Source organism: Pseudomonas sp. So3.2b, assembly GCF_019464415.1.
Lineage (GTDB): Bacteria > Pseudomonadota > Gammaproteobacteria > Pseudomonadales > Pseudomonadaceae > Aquipseudomonas > Aquipseudomonas shahriarae.
Window position 1 is genome coordinate 1,747,207 of the sequence record NZ_CP080494.1, and the last position, 14,374, is coordinate 1,761,580.

Annotated in this window: 18 protein-coding genes; 13 read left to right on the top strand and 5 right to left on the bottom strand. The window is 57.5% G+C overall.

The annotated features are described in order from the left end of the window. Positions 1–33: 33 nt before the first annotated feature. Genes K1X80_RS07810 through K1X80_RS07825 form a run of 4 tightly spaced genes read right to left on the bottom strand, consistent with a single transcriptional unit; the run spans position 34 to position 1,400 of the window. Positions 34–360, bottom strand: a complete 327-nt coding sequence (locus tag K1X80_RS07810; RefSeq protein WP_220172778.1) for a pyocin activator PrtN family protein — start codon at positions 358–360, stop codon at positions 34–36. Then, positions 353–490, bottom strand: coding sequence for a hypothetical protein (locus tag K1X80_RS07815; RefSeq protein WP_162947756.1), 138 nt, complete (start codon positions 488–490; stop codon positions 353–355). Before K1X80_RS07815 ends, K1X80_RS07810 begins: the two co-directional genes overlap by 8 nt. Before the next feature lie 25 nt (positions 491–515). After that, on the bottom strand, positions 516–800 hold the full coding sequence (locus K1X80_RS07820) for a phage antirepressor KilAC domain-containing protein (protein ID WP_220172779.1): 285 nt from the start codon (positions 798–800) through the stop codon (positions 516–518). 9 nt (positions 801–809) lie between these two features. Further along, positions 810–1,400: a hypothetical protein gene (locus K1X80_RS07825; RefSeq protein WP_220172780.1), complete on the bottom strand. Its 591-nt coding sequence runs from the start codon at positions 1,398–1,400 to the stop codon at positions 810–812. Positions 1,401–1,658: 258 nt separating this feature from the next. Between K1X80_RS07825 and K1X80_RS07830 the strand changes: the two genes are divergently transcribed. Continuing rightward, a complete protein-coding gene (locus K1X80_RS07830; protein WP_220172781.1) occupies positions 1,659–2,783 on the top strand; it encodes a DUF2806 domain-containing protein in 1,125 nt (374 codons plus the stop codon). A 4-nt stretch (positions 2,784–2,787) separates the two neighbouring features. Here K1X80_RS07830 and K1X80_RS07835 read toward each other — a convergent pair whose 3' ends face one another. Continuing rightward, on the bottom strand, positions 2,788–3,513 hold the full coding sequence (locus K1X80_RS07835) for a LexA family transcriptional regulator (RefSeq protein ID WP_220172782.1): 726 nt from the start codon (positions 3,511–3,513) through the stop codon (positions 2,788–2,790). 78 nt (positions 3,514–3,591) lie between these two features. Between K1X80_RS07835 and K1X80_RS07840 the strand changes: the two genes are divergently transcribed. The 12 genes from K1X80_RS07840 to K1X80_RS07895 all read left to right on the top strand — a co-directional run bounded on the left by K1X80_RS07840 (position 3,592) and on the right by K1X80_RS07895 (position 14,314). Continuing rightward, positions 3,592–3,852, top strand: a complete 261-nt coding sequence (locus K1X80_RS07840; RefSeq protein ID WP_220172783.1) for a hypothetical protein — start codon at positions 3,592–3,594, stop codon at positions 3,850–3,852. A 330-nt stretch (positions 3,853–4,182) separates the two neighbouring features. Further along, positions 4,183–4,707 carry a phage regulatory CII family protein gene (locus K1X80_RS07845; protein ID WP_162947755.1) on the top strand — a complete coding sequence of 175 codons (525 nt, stop codon included), beginning with the start codon at positions 4,183–4,185 and terminating at the stop codon, positions 4,705–4,707. Then, positions 4,589–4,927, top strand: coding sequence for a TraR/DksA C4-type zinc finger protein (locus K1X80_RS07850; RefSeq protein WP_408980318.1), 339 nt, complete (start codon positions 4,589–4,591; stop codon positions 4,925–4,927). The genes K1X80_RS07845 and K1X80_RS07850 overlap by 119 nt, the downstream gene beginning before the upstream one ends. After that, entirely contained in the window at positions 4,917–7,139 is a 2,223-nt protein-coding gene (locus K1X80_RS07855) for a VapE domain-containing protein (protein WP_220172784.1), read from the top strand. Before K1X80_RS07850 ends, K1X80_RS07855 begins: the two co-directional genes overlap by 11 nt. Then, a complete protein-coding gene (locus K1X80_RS07860) occupies positions 7,132–7,497 on the top strand; it encodes a hypothetical protein (protein WP_220172785.1) in 366 nt (121 codons plus the stop codon). The genes K1X80_RS07855 and K1X80_RS07860 overlap by 8 nt, the downstream gene beginning before the upstream one ends. 519 nt (positions 7,498–8,016) lie before the next feature. Next, positions 8,017–8,361: a phage holin family protein gene (locus tag K1X80_RS07865; protein WP_215516575.1), complete on the top strand. Its 345-nt coding sequence runs from the start codon at positions 8,017–8,019 to the stop codon at positions 8,359–8,361. Positions 8,362–8,564: 203 nt separating this feature from the next. Further along, complete coding sequence (locus K1X80_RS07870; RefSeq protein ID WP_220172786.1) at positions 8,565–9,122, top strand: terminase small subunit; 558 nt, start codon at positions 8,565–8,567, stop codon at positions 9,120–9,122. Positions 9,123–9,126: 4 nt separating this feature from the next. Then, positions 9,127–11,151, top strand: coding sequence for a phage terminase large subunit family protein (locus K1X80_RS07875; protein ID WP_220172787.1), 2,025 nt, complete (start codon positions 9,127–9,129; stop codon positions 11,149–11,151). 1 nt (position 11,152) lies between these two features. Beyond that, positions 11,153–11,359 carry a phage head-tail joining protein gene (locus K1X80_RS07880; protein ID WP_120733737.1) on the top strand — a complete coding sequence of 69 codons (207 nt, stop codon included), beginning with the start codon at positions 11,153–11,155 and terminating at the stop codon, positions 11,357–11,359. Then, positions 11,359–12,840: a phage portal protein gene (locus tag K1X80_RS07885; protein WP_220172788.1), complete on the top strand. Its 1,482-nt coding sequence runs from the start codon at positions 11,359–11,361 to the stop codon at positions 12,838–12,840. Before K1X80_RS07880 ends, K1X80_RS07885 begins: the two co-directional genes overlap by 1 nt. Further along, entirely contained in the window at positions 12,837–13,973 is a 1,137-nt protein-coding gene (locus K1X80_RS07890) for a head maturation protease, ClpP-related (RefSeq protein ID WP_220172789.1), read from the top strand. The genes K1X80_RS07885 and K1X80_RS07890 overlap by 4 nt, the downstream gene beginning before the upstream one ends. Next, positions 13,970–14,314: a head decoration protein gene (locus K1X80_RS07895; protein WP_220172790.1), complete on the top strand. Its 345-nt coding sequence runs from the start codon at positions 13,970–13,972 to the stop codon at positions 14,312–14,314. The genes K1X80_RS07890 and K1X80_RS07895 overlap by 4 nt, the downstream gene beginning before the upstream one ends. Positions 14,315–14,374: the final 60 nt, after the last annotated feature.

The window sequence follows — 14,374 nt, forward strand, 5'->3', positions numbered from 1 at the left end:
GGTTTTTTGCTGGTGGTGACAGCTATTTCTGGATTAGTTGTTCTGCTCAACTGAACAGGTTTGCTTTTTCGCTTGCTCTTCATCAGCTAGATAGGCGCGGATATCGATCCACGCCGCTAGGTGGCGGACATGGATGTACTTAGGAGACTTACGACTATCCTTCAGCGTGGTCACGGGAAGTGGTAGGCGTCCGCTATCTAGATCGGAAGCAAAGGTTTGCTCATTGAGATTTCGAAAGTACTTCACGCGCACTGCCTCCAAAGGGATCAGTACGTCACCGAAGGTTCGGTACACCAGCTCGACGGTGGCGCTCTCTGGTGCGGGTAGCAGTCGTAGCGGTGTTTGGCTGGAGTTACTCATGGGCATCGGCCTCCTTGCGTTTGAGTCGTGAGGGGTGGTTCCAGGCATTCAAACAGTGGCGTTTGGTCAGCTCCCGCAAATGCTCCGGCACTTCGAGAAGCGCAGCGTTGCGCTCCTCGCGTGTGCGCATGGCGACGATCTGGCGGGCGTACTCCCTAGGCCACGTCACGGTTGTCTGCCGGGATGGCTGGTAATTCGAGTCCTAGTTGCTCGGCCAACCAGCGCATGCCAGCCTGCCGGACCTTGGTCGACTGGCTGTACTGCATGCCTGCGGTCTCGTGGTACCAGTTGCTGTCCTTAACCCGTAGGTACTCGCGATCACGGACGGGGGAGGCCGGTAGGTTACGGTCGTTGAGCAAGCCCTTTTCGCGCATTAGGGCGATCAGCTTGGGACGGGTTAGGTCGAAGTACTTGGCGGTTTTTTCCAGACTACGTTCCATCTCGGCCTCCTAGGCTGCATGCGCGGCTGGTGTCGCTGCTGCGGCCAGGTGGTTGATGGATTCGGCGACCATGCCGTACAGCTCGATATCAGTCCCATAGACGGTGAAGCACTTGGTGCGCGGCGACTTCACGCCGATGCTCATGATGGTGGTGATACCGGTCCGCGTTTTGTTGCGGTGAATCGCCAGATTGATGGGCTGCTCAAAGCCCAGGTCGAGTCTGATCGCGCCTCCGGTGCGCACCAACTCGAACACCTGCTGTTTGTGTTCCACCTCAAAGGTGCCATAGCGGCGGCTTGCGTGAGGTACGGTCGGAGACTCAGGTGGATTGCTGGAATCGACGGGGCCATTGGCAATTTCTTCAATGAAGTCGGCCAATTTGAGATGCATTTTTTTGCTGTTGGTAAGGGTCAGCGTGTGGCGTTCGCTTCCCAGCTCAACGGTGAAGTGCGTGTCGGCTTTGTTGCGCTCGACTTTCAGGCGAAAGGCGAGTGACTCGCGACGTGGAGCGGAACGCAAGGTGTGGTTAAAGGTTTCGCTCAGGTTGACCTGGGCGTGCAGTAGGGCAAGGGTGCGATTGTCGATTTTGAACTTGCTCATGCTGCATGCCCTCCGCCATTCGGATCGAATGGAGCAGGTGCAGTGCGTTGCTTGAGCTTGGGTTTGGATGCAATGAAGGTGCAGCCGCAGTATTGCGCTAGGCGGCGGATTTCAAAGATGCGGCAGGGGTTAGCAACGGCTGGGTGGACGTGCAGGGTAGCTGTGGTGTGCATGGTGTTGCCTCGCTCTGTGGTGGAAGAGTGAGGTTAATATCAACCGAGGGTTGTGATATGTCAACAACCACTGGTTGATATTTGTTTGTTTTTCTTAGGCGGTATAAATTGTTGGCGGCATTTTGCTACTGCTTCCAGACCAGGCGAGCTACGGCTGGAGTCATCGATCTTTGAAGAGAGCTTAAAAATGGGGTTGCCGGGCGAGCAATTGTTAGAAAAATTTTGGGTAACCATCTCAGAGAAGGGAATCGGATCGCTTCTCAAGCCTGGGCAAATGCGACGGGAGGGGCTAGTCAATCTTGAGCTAGAACGGGCGAAACTACTGACCTTGGCTCAAACTGAAAGGGATGTAGAGGATATAAAGCATGGTCGGAAAGATATTTCGGACTTTTCAATTGAGTTGGAGTTTTCGAAACGTCCGAAGGTGGCACAGGCGAATTCTATAAGACGTGAGCCTGTCGTTAATGTTTTGGAGGCTTTAGAAGTTGGAAGGACTAACCTAGTTAATGACGCTGTACGGCGTGAAATTAATACGGCTAGTTCGATAGTATATGCTGAGGAGGCTTTATGTGTTGACGACTCGTCCGCTCCAGTTGCAGATATGAATGATGATTGGCTATACCGCTGGAATGATTACTCTGGTGAGGTCTCCGAAGACGACCTGCAAAAATTATGGGGGCGGCTACTTGCGGGTGAATTTAAAGCTCCAGGTACCTATTCGCTCAGGTGCTTAGATTTCCTGCGAAATCTTTCACGCTCGGAAGCTGACCTAATCGCCAAAATGGCTAGTTATGTCGTGAATGGGTTTATTTGGCGGGAACCTAATAATAATTTGCCATTGTCGTTTGGCGAGGCAATGCAGTTGCATGAAATGGGGATTTTGTTAGGCGTCGAATCCGTTGGCCTTAATTTCACGCTAGCAAAAAATCCCGATGGCCCTAATTCATGGATATGTGTATTAACTAGTAATGATCGTTGTGTTGTTGTAAGGGGGGACAACGATAGGACTGATTATCCTATTCAGATAAATACAGTTTATGTTTCAAAACTAGGTATGCAGATTCTCGGTCTAGGTGACTTTAAGGCTGATGATGAATACCTTAAAAAATTAGGTGTGTATTTTGCTTCTCAGGGATGTAGAGTTGCTCTTGCAGACTCATTACCAACGGAACCGCATCTTCTAAGGTGGGGGGCGGAGGTAGCAATTTAGCTTGTTATTCGGGGATGAATGAACCCACCACTTTTCCGCATATATGAGTCTCCTCCGTAATATCAATGATTGGATACTGCGGATTGATAGGTCTCAAAAATTGCCTGCCCGCATCCTCCACCAAGATTTTAAATGTGGCTTCGTTTGTTCGAGGAACCCTTGCGATCACTCGATCACCGGTTCTGGTTTCTGCTTCCGGATCCACAAATATAATACATCCTGTTGGGTAGCTGCGGCCAGGTCCTGGATTCGTCATAGAGTCACCAAGCACCTTTAACGCATAACCGCTCTCGCTGATAGGTACTGGACATGATAGCCATGACTCTCCGTCATGTTGCTCAAAGTTTGATTCGCACCATGCACCGGCCTGGACCCAAGAAATTAAAGGGACTTTTCCAAAACGCCGAGTAACCTCACCAACGTTGCTCTGGCCCGCTAGGCTGAGCAGGTGGACGTTACTGTCCCCGGTCTGCTTTTTCGGCAGCACGCCATACTCCAGCCACTCCCTCCGCACCTTCAGCCATGAACACAGCACAACCATGCTGTCAGCTTCAGGTATTGATTCCCCATTCAGCCACTTACTGATTGCCTGAGTGCTTTTCTCAACTCCAACCTTCACCAAATGCTTATGAATATCCACCCCACGTCCCCGGGTGCGTACACCGGCATCGTCGAGTGCTTCGTGAAGGCGCGCCGTGAAAGCTGCCCGTAGCTCATTCTTATCAACCATGAGTTGATACTCTCACAGGGGTTGCGCAATAGTCAGTTGATGTTAATATCAACCGTGAGTTGATAAATGGAGGTTTCCATGTTGGACCCCGCAGATTTTCAGAACGCCATCGCGTTCGCATTTGAAGCAGTAGGCGGCATCGGCGCCGCCGCCAAGGTATGTGACAGGAGTTACCAAGCACTCAATAAATGGCGCTTGGCTGCCAGCCTTCCACGCACCGATTACACAGGTGAAACCCACTACGCAAAACTCTTAGCGACCGCCGCTGAGCAAAAGGGCAACGCGTTTGACGCTGCCTGGCTGCTCAACGCATCGGCCCCGCAGAAAGCTGCAGCGTAGATAGAAAAAAGGCGACCCAAGGGCCGCCCAGTTCCTCCCGGCACACACCACCACAGTGCTGTCGGGTCGCGATAAAGGTAGGCGGGCACACCACATGCTAAACCACCTACCTTTGCCGCGCTTTCAAGGCACGGATGCCTTGGGTTGCTGCCTTCTCCACCACAGATTAGGCAGCTGTTGCGCCAGAGGTGAGCAACGGATTGCTCGCCTCGGCACGGTGCCGGTTTCGATCCCTAAGATCTAGCCGGCGTTTGGGCCCTTTCAAGCCACGCGGCAAATGTAACACCACTGCACGTCGCGCGGCACTGGCAACTTATAAGGATTAATGCCATGAGCCGAATTGCTCTGAGTTGCGTTGATCGAGCACAACGGGAAGTCCTGACGCTCGAATTAGCGCTGTACCACGCCGCACGGGACTACCCAGGCGGCGCTGCTGCAATCGCCGCCACCACCGGCCGAAATCGAACCACCTTGCAGCACAAACTATCCCCGACCAATACCAATCCTAACCATGTCATCAACGTCCGAGAGTTCGGCGAGATCCTGGAGTTGACCAAGGACCGTCGCATTCTCGATGCGGTGCACGCGCTGGTCGGCGACACGACCTGGCAGGAGCTTGCCGAGGCGTACACCAACGACATGCCGGAGACATTGACCACCGGCATTGCGGTCTACTTCCGCCAGGTGGCTGATCTGGCTGACACCTGGGCCAAAAGCATTGGCGACGGTGTCGTGAATGATCAGGAGTTGGCCGAGATTCGCCTGCAAGTGTTTCGCGGAATCCAGGGGCTGTTGGGCATGCTCAACCGTGCTCAGTACGTCAACCAGACAACCCGGGGGGCGGGCCGTGGCTGATATAGCTGACTTTGCCAATGAGCTGGTGCAGGACGGTCTGGATCATATCCTGGCCAAACGTGCTGCACTCAAGGCCGCTAATGCGGCGCCTTCGCTTGAAATCTGTGCTGAGTGTCTAGAGCCGATCCCGGAAGGCCGGCGTTTAGCTCAGCCCGGATGCACCTTCTGCGTCGAATGCCAGTCTGTGGAAGATCTGAGGGCTGCACGTTATGCTCGATGAAGTCCTCAATCAATTCGCGGATTACGGCTTGGAGCCCGAACAGCCTTTAGTGTTCGGTAAGCTGACCCGCTGTAAAACCACTCAGGACAAAGGCAAGGAAAAAAACGGCTGGTACGTGGTCCATGAACACCGGACCCAAAAAAACGAGACGCTGATCTTCGGCAGCTTCGGTGACTGGCGCTCTGGCGACACCCAAAAGATCAGGGTCAAGGCCGGGCGTATGAGCCCCGAAGAGCGCGAAGTCATGCGTGCTCGACAGGAAGATGCCAAGCGGAAAGCTGCCGAGGTTGCGGCCAACGCGTCACGCCGAGCTGCCAACCGTGCGGCCAGTCTGTTCAAAGGCATGCCTGAAAAGGGCAAGAGCGCCTATCTGGATCGAAAGCAGATAGTAGGGTTCAAGGTTCGCTATGCGCCCCGTACCGGCGCATTTTTAGTGCCTATGTGCAACGTGCGCGACCAGATCGTCGGCCTGCAGGTGATTTTCCCCGTTAAGCAAGAGGACACCGGGCGCGACAAGGCGTACTGGCCGTACGGCATGTCGAAGGAAGGCGCCTTCCACCTCATCGGCCCTCACCCTGAACCAGGCGAGCCGGTACTGGTATGTGAGGGCTACGCCACGGGCGCAAGCCTGCACATGGCGACTTCGCTCACTGTCGCCATCGCCTTTGACGCGGGTAACCTTCTGCCGGTCTCCAAGGCCATGCGCGAGCGTTTCCCCGGTTGTCCGCTGATCATCTGCCGCGACGATGACTGGAAAACCAAGCGCCCAAACGGTGATCCGTGGAACCCAGGTGAGGAGAAAGCCACCAACGCCGCGCTGATTGTCGGTGGTCAGGTAGTCGCCCCTGTGTTCTCTGTCGAGCGCGAGGTCAAGTGGACGGACTTCAACGACCTGCATGTTGCTGAGGGATTGGAGGCTGTCCGCCGCCAGGTATTGGCGGTGGTCAAGCCTCCTGCAGCCGGTGGTTGGAAAGACCAATTGGCCCGAACTGAAAACGGCTCCCTGATATCGCACATGCAGAACGTCGAATTAATTCTCGGCAACGATGAGCGCTGGGCCGGCGTGATTGGCTTTAGTGCTTTCAGCTCCAAAATCGTCAAGTTACGGGCGGCACCATACGGAGGCGGTGTCGGCGACTGGGCAGATATCGACGACATGCTTGTAATGAAGTGGCTCGCGCAACAGTACAACCTTCGGGTCAAGTCCAGCAGCGTGATCGAAGCAGTTAGTGTGGTTGCCCATGATCATGCCTTCCATCCTGTACGCAATTACCTCCATGGTCTGGAATGGGACCGTGTTCCACGGTTGGCTACCTGGTTGACTGACATCATGGGCGTTGAAGCAACTGACTACAGTTCAAAAGTTGGTAAGCGCTGGATGGTGTCAGCGGTCGGGCGCGTGATGCAGCCAGGTTGTAAGGCTGACTCGGTGATGATCCTCGAAGGGGCGCAGGGCGCTGGTAAATCAACAGCAATGTCTGTGCTAGGCGGTGCCTGGTTTATGGATACACCTTTCGCCCTGGGCGATAAAGATGGCTTCCAGGCGATCCGTGGTAAGTGGATCATTGAGCTGGGGGAGCTGGACAGTTTCAACAAAGCTGAGTCGACAAAGGCGAAGCAGTTCTTCTCTGCTTCGACTGACACCTATCGCGAGAGCTATGGCCGAAGAACGATGGACGTGCCACGCCAGTGTGTTTTTGTGGGTACGACGAACCAAGACGAATATCTCAAAGACGCCACGGGTAACCGGCGTTATTGGCCTGTCGCGTGTACCAAGGTCGATTTGGAACAGTTACGCGAAGTCCGCGACCAGCTCTGGGCCGAAGCGATGTTCAGTTATCAGTCCGGTGACATTTGGTGGGTCAATCGGGATGAGGCGCCACTATTCGCCGAGGCGCAGGAATCGCGCTTTGTCGTGGATGAGTGGGAGGGGCCGGTCGTCAAGTGGCTGGAAGAATCTCAGATCGGCGCGACAGCAAGCGGAGAGGATATTTTAGCTGGCGCGCTGAAACTCGATTACGGCCATTGGGGTAAGCCCGAGCAAATGCGTGTGGGGGCAATCATGCATCGCCTCGGATGGCGAAAGGTGCGACTGCCGCCGTTGCCTAAAAGTGGTATTCGGCCATATGCCTACAAGAAGCCAGATGATTGGGGCAATGCATCAGCTCTGCAGGTTGATAGCGCACGGGACGAGGAGCCTTGCTTTGATTAAGCGAATCGATGAAATGCTCAAGCTCTGGGCGCAGGATCTGCATTCGCCAGTGCCGGAAGACTCTGGTGGGCCAAGTGGCGGCAACATGATCGCCATGCTGATGGAGTGTAAGGGCGAGCTGATACGCGGTACTCGCGGTAGTCGGATCTTGTTGGACGAGTCGGCCGATATCGAGTTGATCGTCAACAAACACTTGCCTGCGCAGCTATCGGTGGTCGTTTGGGAGCATTACTGCAACCACGAAAGTTTCCTGTCTCAGAAATACACGCACTGTGGGTGCAGCCGGGATACCTACTATCAACGTCTGCATGAAGCTCACCTTCACATTGCCGGCATGCTGATGGGAAAAGTTGCGTGATCACTCGTATATCAAAGCCTGCACCAGACCTACTGTCCGGCCTTGCCCTACCTCCATTTTTCAAGGTAGGACAGCCACAGGCCGCGCAGTTCGTGGCCTGTCCTACTACCCTACCTGTTATCGCACTCCGCGCATGTGAGCGTAGCGCGATGCATCACGCGCCATGGGCGCGCATGCGTGCTTTTAGTTTTTCTCTCTTTACACGAGGAAAAGTTAAAAAAGGTAGGGCAGTAGGGCAAAGCCCCGAATTCAGGGGCCTGTAGCTGTCCTACCTTTATTCAGGATTGTAGGGCAGGTAAGACAGCGCCGCAGGCGCTGGAAGCCGGAATAAAGATATTCACCGACATTGCCAGGGCGTAGCCCAGACATTGGCCGAGTGGCATTAAAACGGTCTTGCTGCCACCGGAATCCACCTGTAAAAAGTAGTCATCTTCGATAGGTGCGGCCGCAGAGAGCGGCACTCACCACCACACTAAACCCGGCCATTGCGCCGGGTTTTTGCGTTTATGGGGTAGGGCGATGACGAACGAGCAGCAAGCGCTTATTGATATGCCGATCTGGATGGTGATCGTACTGTCCCTGGTCGGCGGCATCTCGGGCGAAGCATGGCGGGCCGACAAGGCAGGGGTGAGCGGCTGGTCATTGGTTCGCCGCTTGCTGCTTCGATCCGGAGCCTGCGTAGTCTGCGGGCTTTCCACAATGATGTTGCTGCATGCATCGGGCATGTCGGTCCTGGCAGCGGGTAGCATCGGGTGCCTCACCGCGATGGCCGGCGCCGACGTCGCGATTGGCCTGTACGAACGCTGGGCCGCCAAGCGGTTGGGCGTGTGTGATGTGCCACCCTCCGGCGGTGGTCAGGTGTGATGCGCTGGAGGTCACGGAATACGTGGTCTGTAGCGAGTTGCACTAAAATAAAGCGCCGAAAAATCGCTGGGGACCCTGGCGGCATCCGAGGGACACGGGGCATGAAACCCGCGGGAAAGTGTTAGCGGACAGTTCACCAGCTTAGTGAACTGAGGTGAACAGGTGAACTGCTTGGATTCATTGGGTGAACAGGAGATTCCATCATGACCGTAATCAGCAAAACGGAGTTTGCGGCACGACGTGGGTGGGCCAAATCTTATGTTTCCAAGTTGGCTAATCAGGACCGCCTGGTGCTGACCGATGACGGCAAGATCGAGCTGGAAGCCACCGAAGCGCTGCTGGCTGAGTCGGCGGATCCCAGTAAAGCTGCTGTCGCTGACCGCCACAACCGGCTTCGCCTTCAGCGCGAGGCGCAAACAGCCGCCGAAGAACCTGCGGTGCCGCAAGTTGGGACGGCGGCAGACTTTCAGAAGTCTCGTGCTCTGCGAGAGCACTATCTTGCCCTTCAGGAGCGAGACAACTATCGCAAACAACAAGGCACCCTGGTGGAGCGGGAAGCAGTGGAAACCGGTGCCTACAACGCGGGCCGTCTGTTGCGTGACCAACTGCTGGGTATGTCCCCACAACTTGCCCCGGAGCTGGCTGCAATGTCCGACCCTTGGCAAATCGAAAGGCATTTGACCGCCGCCATCCGGCGTTCGCTGGAGGACGCCGAACGTATGTCTTCCTCTGACCTTGAACATGCATTGACCACGAGTTAAGCCCATGCACACGGAGATTCCTGACGGTGCAGAGGTGTACCGTGAGGCGTATTTCCGTGGGCTTCAGCCCGACCCGGATGTTTGGATTGACCAGTGGGCAGACGAGTACATGCGGATCCCGCGTGATACAGGTGCCGCTGAACCAGGCCAGTACCGCACCTCACGTACACCGTATGCCCGCGAGCCTATGCGTTGCCTTTCGCCGGCTCACCCCTGCAAGCGCGTGATCACGATGGTCGCCTCGCAGTTAATGAAAACGCAGATCGGATTGAATTGGATCGGCGGCCTGATACATATGGCGCCGTCCAACATCCTTGCGCTGCTGCCTAGCCTTGGCCTGGCTAAACGTGTGTCGTCTCGGATCAGTAAGACCATCAAGGCTACGCCCGTGCTACGTGAGCGTGTGGCCTCCAGCCGGTCGCGAGATTCACGCAACACCATGGACACTAAGGAGTTTGAGGGCGGGTCGCTGTACGTCACCACAGCGGGCTCTGCAGCCAACCTTTCAGAACTGTCGGCGCGTTATGTGTATGGCGATGAGATTGACCGCTGGGAAGTGGATATCGGTGAGGAAGGCGACCCTATTGAGCTGGCGGAAACACGGGGCAGCACCTTCGGCCGCAATGCCAAGTTCTACTTCTCCAGTTCGCCGACGATCAAGGGAGCCTCGCGCATCGACGATCTGTTCGAGGGTAGTGACCAGCGCTATTTCTACGTACCGTGCCCGAGTTGCGGGCACATGCAAACCTTGGAATGGGAGCGGTTGCACTACTCGAAAGATTACAGCGTCGTGCATTACGAGTGCGCCGGGCCAGACTGTGATGTGCTAATTGAGGAGTACCACAAAGGCGAGATGCTCGCCAAAGGCGAATGGCGAGCCCACGCTGAGGGCGACGGCGAGACGGTGGGTTTCCATCTCAACGCCTTGTATTCGCCTCTGGGTTGGATGGATTGGAGGTCTCTCGCTAAGCAATTTGAGAAGGCAAAAAAAGCCAAGGCTAAAGGTGATCTTGAGCCTATGCAGGTGTTCTACAACACCCGTCTCGCCAAGGTCTGGGATAGCGCGCAAGAGCAAGCCAAGGCCGAGGTGCTGATTGCTCGGGCACGGCTGGAGACCTACACCCTCGGCAGTATGCCGGTGGGCGTGCTGATGTTGACCGGCGCCGTCGACGTCCAGGCCAACCGCTTGGAACTGATGGTGATGGGCTTCGGCGTCGGCATGGAGCGTTGGGTGGTCGATCACCAGATCATCTGGGGTGACCCGGCCGATGAACGTACATGGGCGGTGTTGGATGAAAAGCTCAAGGCGCGTTACCGCCATCCTTGTGGTGTCGGGTTGGCAATCCTGGCGACGGCTGTCGACTCCGGCGGTCACCACACGGATGAGGTTTATCAGTTCTGTCGTGCGCGGCGCTGGCGCAACATTTTCGCCATCAAGGGCGCGAGTAAACCCGGCAAGCCAGTAATCGCTCAACGGCCTTCGATGCAGGACGTGACCTGGAAAGGCCAGACCGAACGCAACGGCGTCGAGCTGTGGTTTGTTGGCACAGACACCGCCAAAGACTGGATCTATAACCGCTATTCGTTCGCGGATGGCCCTGGTGCGCTGCACTTTGCCAACGACTTACCGGACGAGTTCTTCGATCAGTGTGTGGTTGAACGCAAGGTCGCCCGCTACATCCGTGGTCGCAAACGCATTGAATGGGTCAAGGGCAAAGCTGACCGCAACGAGGCGCTCGATCTGATGGTGTATTGCCTGGCGATGGCGCATTACCTGGGCATCAATCGGTATCTGGAACATGACTGGGCGCGGGTTCGCCAGGCATTGGCGCAGTCTGGCTTGTTCGATGAGCCGCAGGATATCAAATCCATCCAGGGCGAGCGCCTCGCCGACAACGAAACGCCCGCACCCGTCGCGGCGCGCCAGTCGCAACCGGCGCCGCCAGTTGCTGTCCCGGCTGCCCAACCGCGACCCGCTGCACCCCCACATCGCCGCAGCTCCACCAGCGGCTACCTGAAGAGACGCTGATATGTCGTTTACCCCGAAACACCTCGAAGCCATCGAGCGCGCCATTGCACGCGGTGAAAAAACCGTGCGCTACAGCGACCGCACGGTGGAGTACCGCTCCATCGACGAACTACTCAAGGCCCGCGACCAGATCCGCACGTCGTTGACCGACTCTGCCGGGCCACGCTCTCGCGTGATCCGGCTCACTCACGGAGGCAAGGGGATCTAATGGCCCGACATTTTCCGACGCTCTCGCGCAGTGGATTCTTGTTGCCGTCGAACATCAAGGCCAGTTACGAAGGCGCCGGGGAGGGCCGCCGTTCGGCCAGTTGGGAAGCCAGCGACAACGGCATCAACAGCATCAACACCCCGGCCCTGCGCAACCTGCGGGCGCGATCACGGGCGGCGGTGCGCAACGATCCGTATGCGTTCAACGTCATCGACAAACGCGTCAGCAACCTGATCGGCACGGGCATCACGCCCAGGCCGACCACCGACGATGCTGCCCTGCGCAAGGTGAAACAGCAGCTGTGGGATGACTGGGTGGACGAGGCAGACGCCGACGAGCTGACTGACTTCTACGGCATGCAGGCCCTGGTGGCACGCACCGTGGAAACTGCCGGCGAATGCTTTGTCCGGTTGCGGCCTCGTGGTCTGGACGAAGGGCTGGCGGTGCCATTGCAACTGCAAGCTCTGGCCCCGGAGTTCGTTCCGCACGACAAATTTGAGACTGCCAAAAACGGCAACATCATCCGCGCAGGGATCGAGTTCACTCCGGCGGGCAAACGCGTAGCGTACTGGATGTACCGTTCACACCCTCGCGATTCGTCGTGGTTGAACAGCGGTTACAACCAGTTGGTGCGCGTGCCAGCCACCCAGGTGCTGCACATATTTGAGCCGGTGGAGCCGGGCCAGTTGCGCGGGGTGCCGCGCTTGGCGCCGGTCCTGAAACGCCTGCGCAGCCTGGATAACTACGATGACGCGGTGTTGTTCCGGCAGGAAGTCGCCAACCTGTTCGCCGGCTTCATCAGCAGGCCAGCGCCGGAAGCCACGCAACAGCCACGAGATCCCACCACCGGCCAACTGCTGAATCTGGACCGCGATGGTTTCACTCCGATGGTGGCACTGGAGCCCGGCACCATGCAGGAACTGGGGCCAGGCGAAGAGGTGGAGTTCTCCAAACCACCAGACGCCGGCAACAACTACCCGGACTTTATGCGTCAGCAACTGATGGCTGCGGCGGCGGGTTCGGGCACGCCCTACGAGATCCTCACGGGCGACATGCGCGAGGTCAATGACCGGGCGCTTCGGGTGGTGCTCAACGAGTTCCGGCGGCGTCTGGAGCAACTGCAATTCGGCGTGTATGTGCATCAGCTATGCCGCCCGGTGCGAGCTGCCTGGATGGACATGGCGGTGCTGTCCGGTGCCCTGGTGCTGGAGGATTACGCGCAACGTCGCCGTGAATACCTGCGTACACGTTGGGTGCCGCAAGGCTGGGCTTACATCCAGCCGGTGCAGGACGTACAGGCGCGGCGGATGGAAGTGCAGGCCGGTTTTGGTTCACGCAGCGAGATGTGCCTGCGCAACGGCTACGACGCCGAAACCATCGATTCGGAAAACGCCGCTGACCTCGCCAGGGCCAATGACCTCGGCCTCAACTACACCACGCTTGATGCCATCGAGCCGATTGATGACAAGGAACAACCATGAGCAAAAAAGCGATCCCGCGCATTTATGACAAGGCTGGCAAGCCGGTAAAGGTCGCGGACAAGAGTTGGTACACCCTCCAGGCCAGCGGCGAAGCCGAGCAACGCAGCATTGAGATCTTCGTATACGGCGAGATCGGCGCGTGGGGTGTTACCGCCAATCAGTTCGTGCAGGATCTGCGCGCCATGGATGACGGGACCTCACCGATCATCGTGGCGTTCAACAGCATCGGCGGCGATCTGTTCGACGGCCTGGCGATCCACAACGCGCTATCACGCTTGGGCGAGCGCTGCACCGGCCGTATTGATGCACTGGCGGCCAGCGCGGCCAGTGTCGCGGTGTGTGGCGCGCACAGGGTGGTGATCGCGGCCAACGCCATGTTGATGATCCACAACCCCTACACCTTCAGCGGCGGTGATGCCGAAGACTTCCGCCGGGTCGCCGATGTGTTGGACCAGACCCTGGAAGCGATCATTGCGGCTTACAAGTCCAAGGCGCCGGACATCGACGAAGTGGAGCTGCGGCGCATGGTCCACGCCGAAACCTGGCTCACCGCTAATGAGGCGGTGGCGTTGGGGTTGGCCGATGAGGTGGGCGACGGCCTTAAGGTTCAAGCCTGTCTCGGCCAGGGCAGCGTGCTGCAGCGTTTCCAGAACGCCCCCGCCGAGCTGCTCGCCCAGCTTGATGACGAACCGGAGACAGAGCCAACGGAGCCGGTCGACCCACCGGCCCCTGTACTGGATGCGGCCAAGCTGGCGCTGATGGTGACGCAGGGTTGTGCAGCAGCGGGCATCAGCAACCTGGTGGAACCGTTGCTCGCTACGACCAAGCTGGAAAGCGAGGCCGTGATCCAGGCGGCACTGACCAAGGCCAAGGCGCTGCATAGCCTCTGTGTGGCAGCACGCCTTCCAGAGCTGACCGGAGAGTTTATTAACGCCGGGCTGGACGAAGCCGCTGTGCGGGCGCGTCTGTTCGACAAGCTGGTGGGCAAAGGTGGCGGCTTTGAAATCGACAACAGCCTGCCGCTGGAGGATGACCCAGCACCCACAATCAAGGCCAAACAGGCCGACCCCCAAGCGATCTGGGCATCCCGTCAGGCGGCGCAGAACGGAACCTCGAAAGGAGCAAGAGCATGACCATCAAAGTCGAATCGATGCACGCAGGCGAGTTCCTGCTGTCCGAAGGCGCCGGAAACATTTCCCGTGAAGCGATCAACGTCGCAGCAGGGCCGGCGCTGCAACCCGGCCAGATCCTTGGCTTGGTGACGCTTTCGGGCGAGTTCGCACCGTATACCCCCACCGCTGAAGACGGCAGCGAAAATGCTGTCGCGATCCTTTGGGGGCCGCTGGGCGAGTCGGATGTCCCTCGTCGCGGTCGTGCAGTGGTGCGGCTGGCCGAGGTCAGCGAAGCCCACTTGACGGGCCTTGATCCTGCAGGTGAAAAGGCCTTGGCCGCCAATTTCGTGATCGTCCGCTAAGGCGATCCCCCGTTTATTCATCCCGCCGAGTGCGGGATTTTTCGTTTCTGGAGAGTACCC

Coding starts and splice junctions, on each gene's coding strand:
- K1X80_RS07890 (WP_220172789.1), top strand. CDS start 12,837: ATGAGCAAAAAAGCGATCCCGCGCATTTATGACAAGGCTGGCAAGCCG.
- K1X80_RS07870 (WP_220172786.1), top strand. CDS start 8,565: ATGACCGTAATCAGCAAAACGGAGTTTGCGGCACGACGTGGGTGGGCC.
- K1X80_RS07875 (WP_220172787.1), top strand. CDS start 9,127: ATGCACACGGAGATTCCTGACGGTGCAGAGGTGTACCGTGAGGCGTAT.
- K1X80_RS07865 (WP_215516575.1), top strand. CDS start 8,017: ATGACGAACGAGCAGCAAGCGCTTATTGATATGCCGATCTGGATGGTG.
- K1X80_RS07815 (WP_162947756.1), bottom strand. CDS start 490: ATGCGCACACGCGAGGAGCGCAACGCTGCGCTTCTCGAAGTGCCGGAG.
- K1X80_RS07895 (WP_220172790.1), top strand. CDS start 13,970: ATGACCATCAAAGTCGAATCGATGCACGCAGGCGAGTTCCTGCTGTCC.
- K1X80_RS07845 (WP_162947755.1), top strand. CDS start 4,183: ATGAGCCGAATTGCTCTGAGTTGCGTTGATCGAGCACAACGGGAAGTC.
- K1X80_RS07850 (WP_408980318.1), top strand. CDS start 4,589: ATGATCAGGAGTTGGCCGAGATTCGCCTGCAAGTGTTTCGCGGAATCC.
- K1X80_RS07885 (WP_220172788.1), top strand. CDS start 11,359: ATGGCCCGACATTTTCCGACGCTCTCGCGCAGTGGATTCTTGTTGCCG.
- K1X80_RS07820 (WP_220172779.1), bottom strand. CDS start 800: ATGGAACGTAGTCTGGAAAAAACCGCCAAGTACTTCGACCTAACCCGT.
- K1X80_RS07880 (WP_120733737.1), top strand. CDS start 11,153: ATGTCGTTTACCCCGAAACACCTCGAAGCCATCGAGCGCGCCATTGCA.
- K1X80_RS07855 (WP_220172784.1), top strand. CDS start 4,917: ATGCTCGATGAAGTCCTCAATCAATTCGCGGATTACGGCTTGGAGCCC.
- K1X80_RS07840 (WP_220172783.1), top strand. CDS start 3,592: ATGTTGGACCCCGCAGATTTTCAGAACGCCATCGCGTTCGCATTTGAA.
- K1X80_RS07825 (WP_220172780.1), bottom strand. CDS start 1,400: ATGAGCAAGTTCAAAATCGACAATCGCACCCTTGCCCTACTGCACGCC.
- K1X80_RS07810 (WP_220172778.1), bottom strand. CDS start 360: ATGAGTAACTCCAGCCAAACACCGCTACGACTGCTACCCGCACCAGAG.
- K1X80_RS07835 (WP_220172782.1), bottom strand. CDS start 3,513: ATGGTTGATAAGAATGAGCTACGGGCAGCTTTCACGGCGCGCCTTCAC.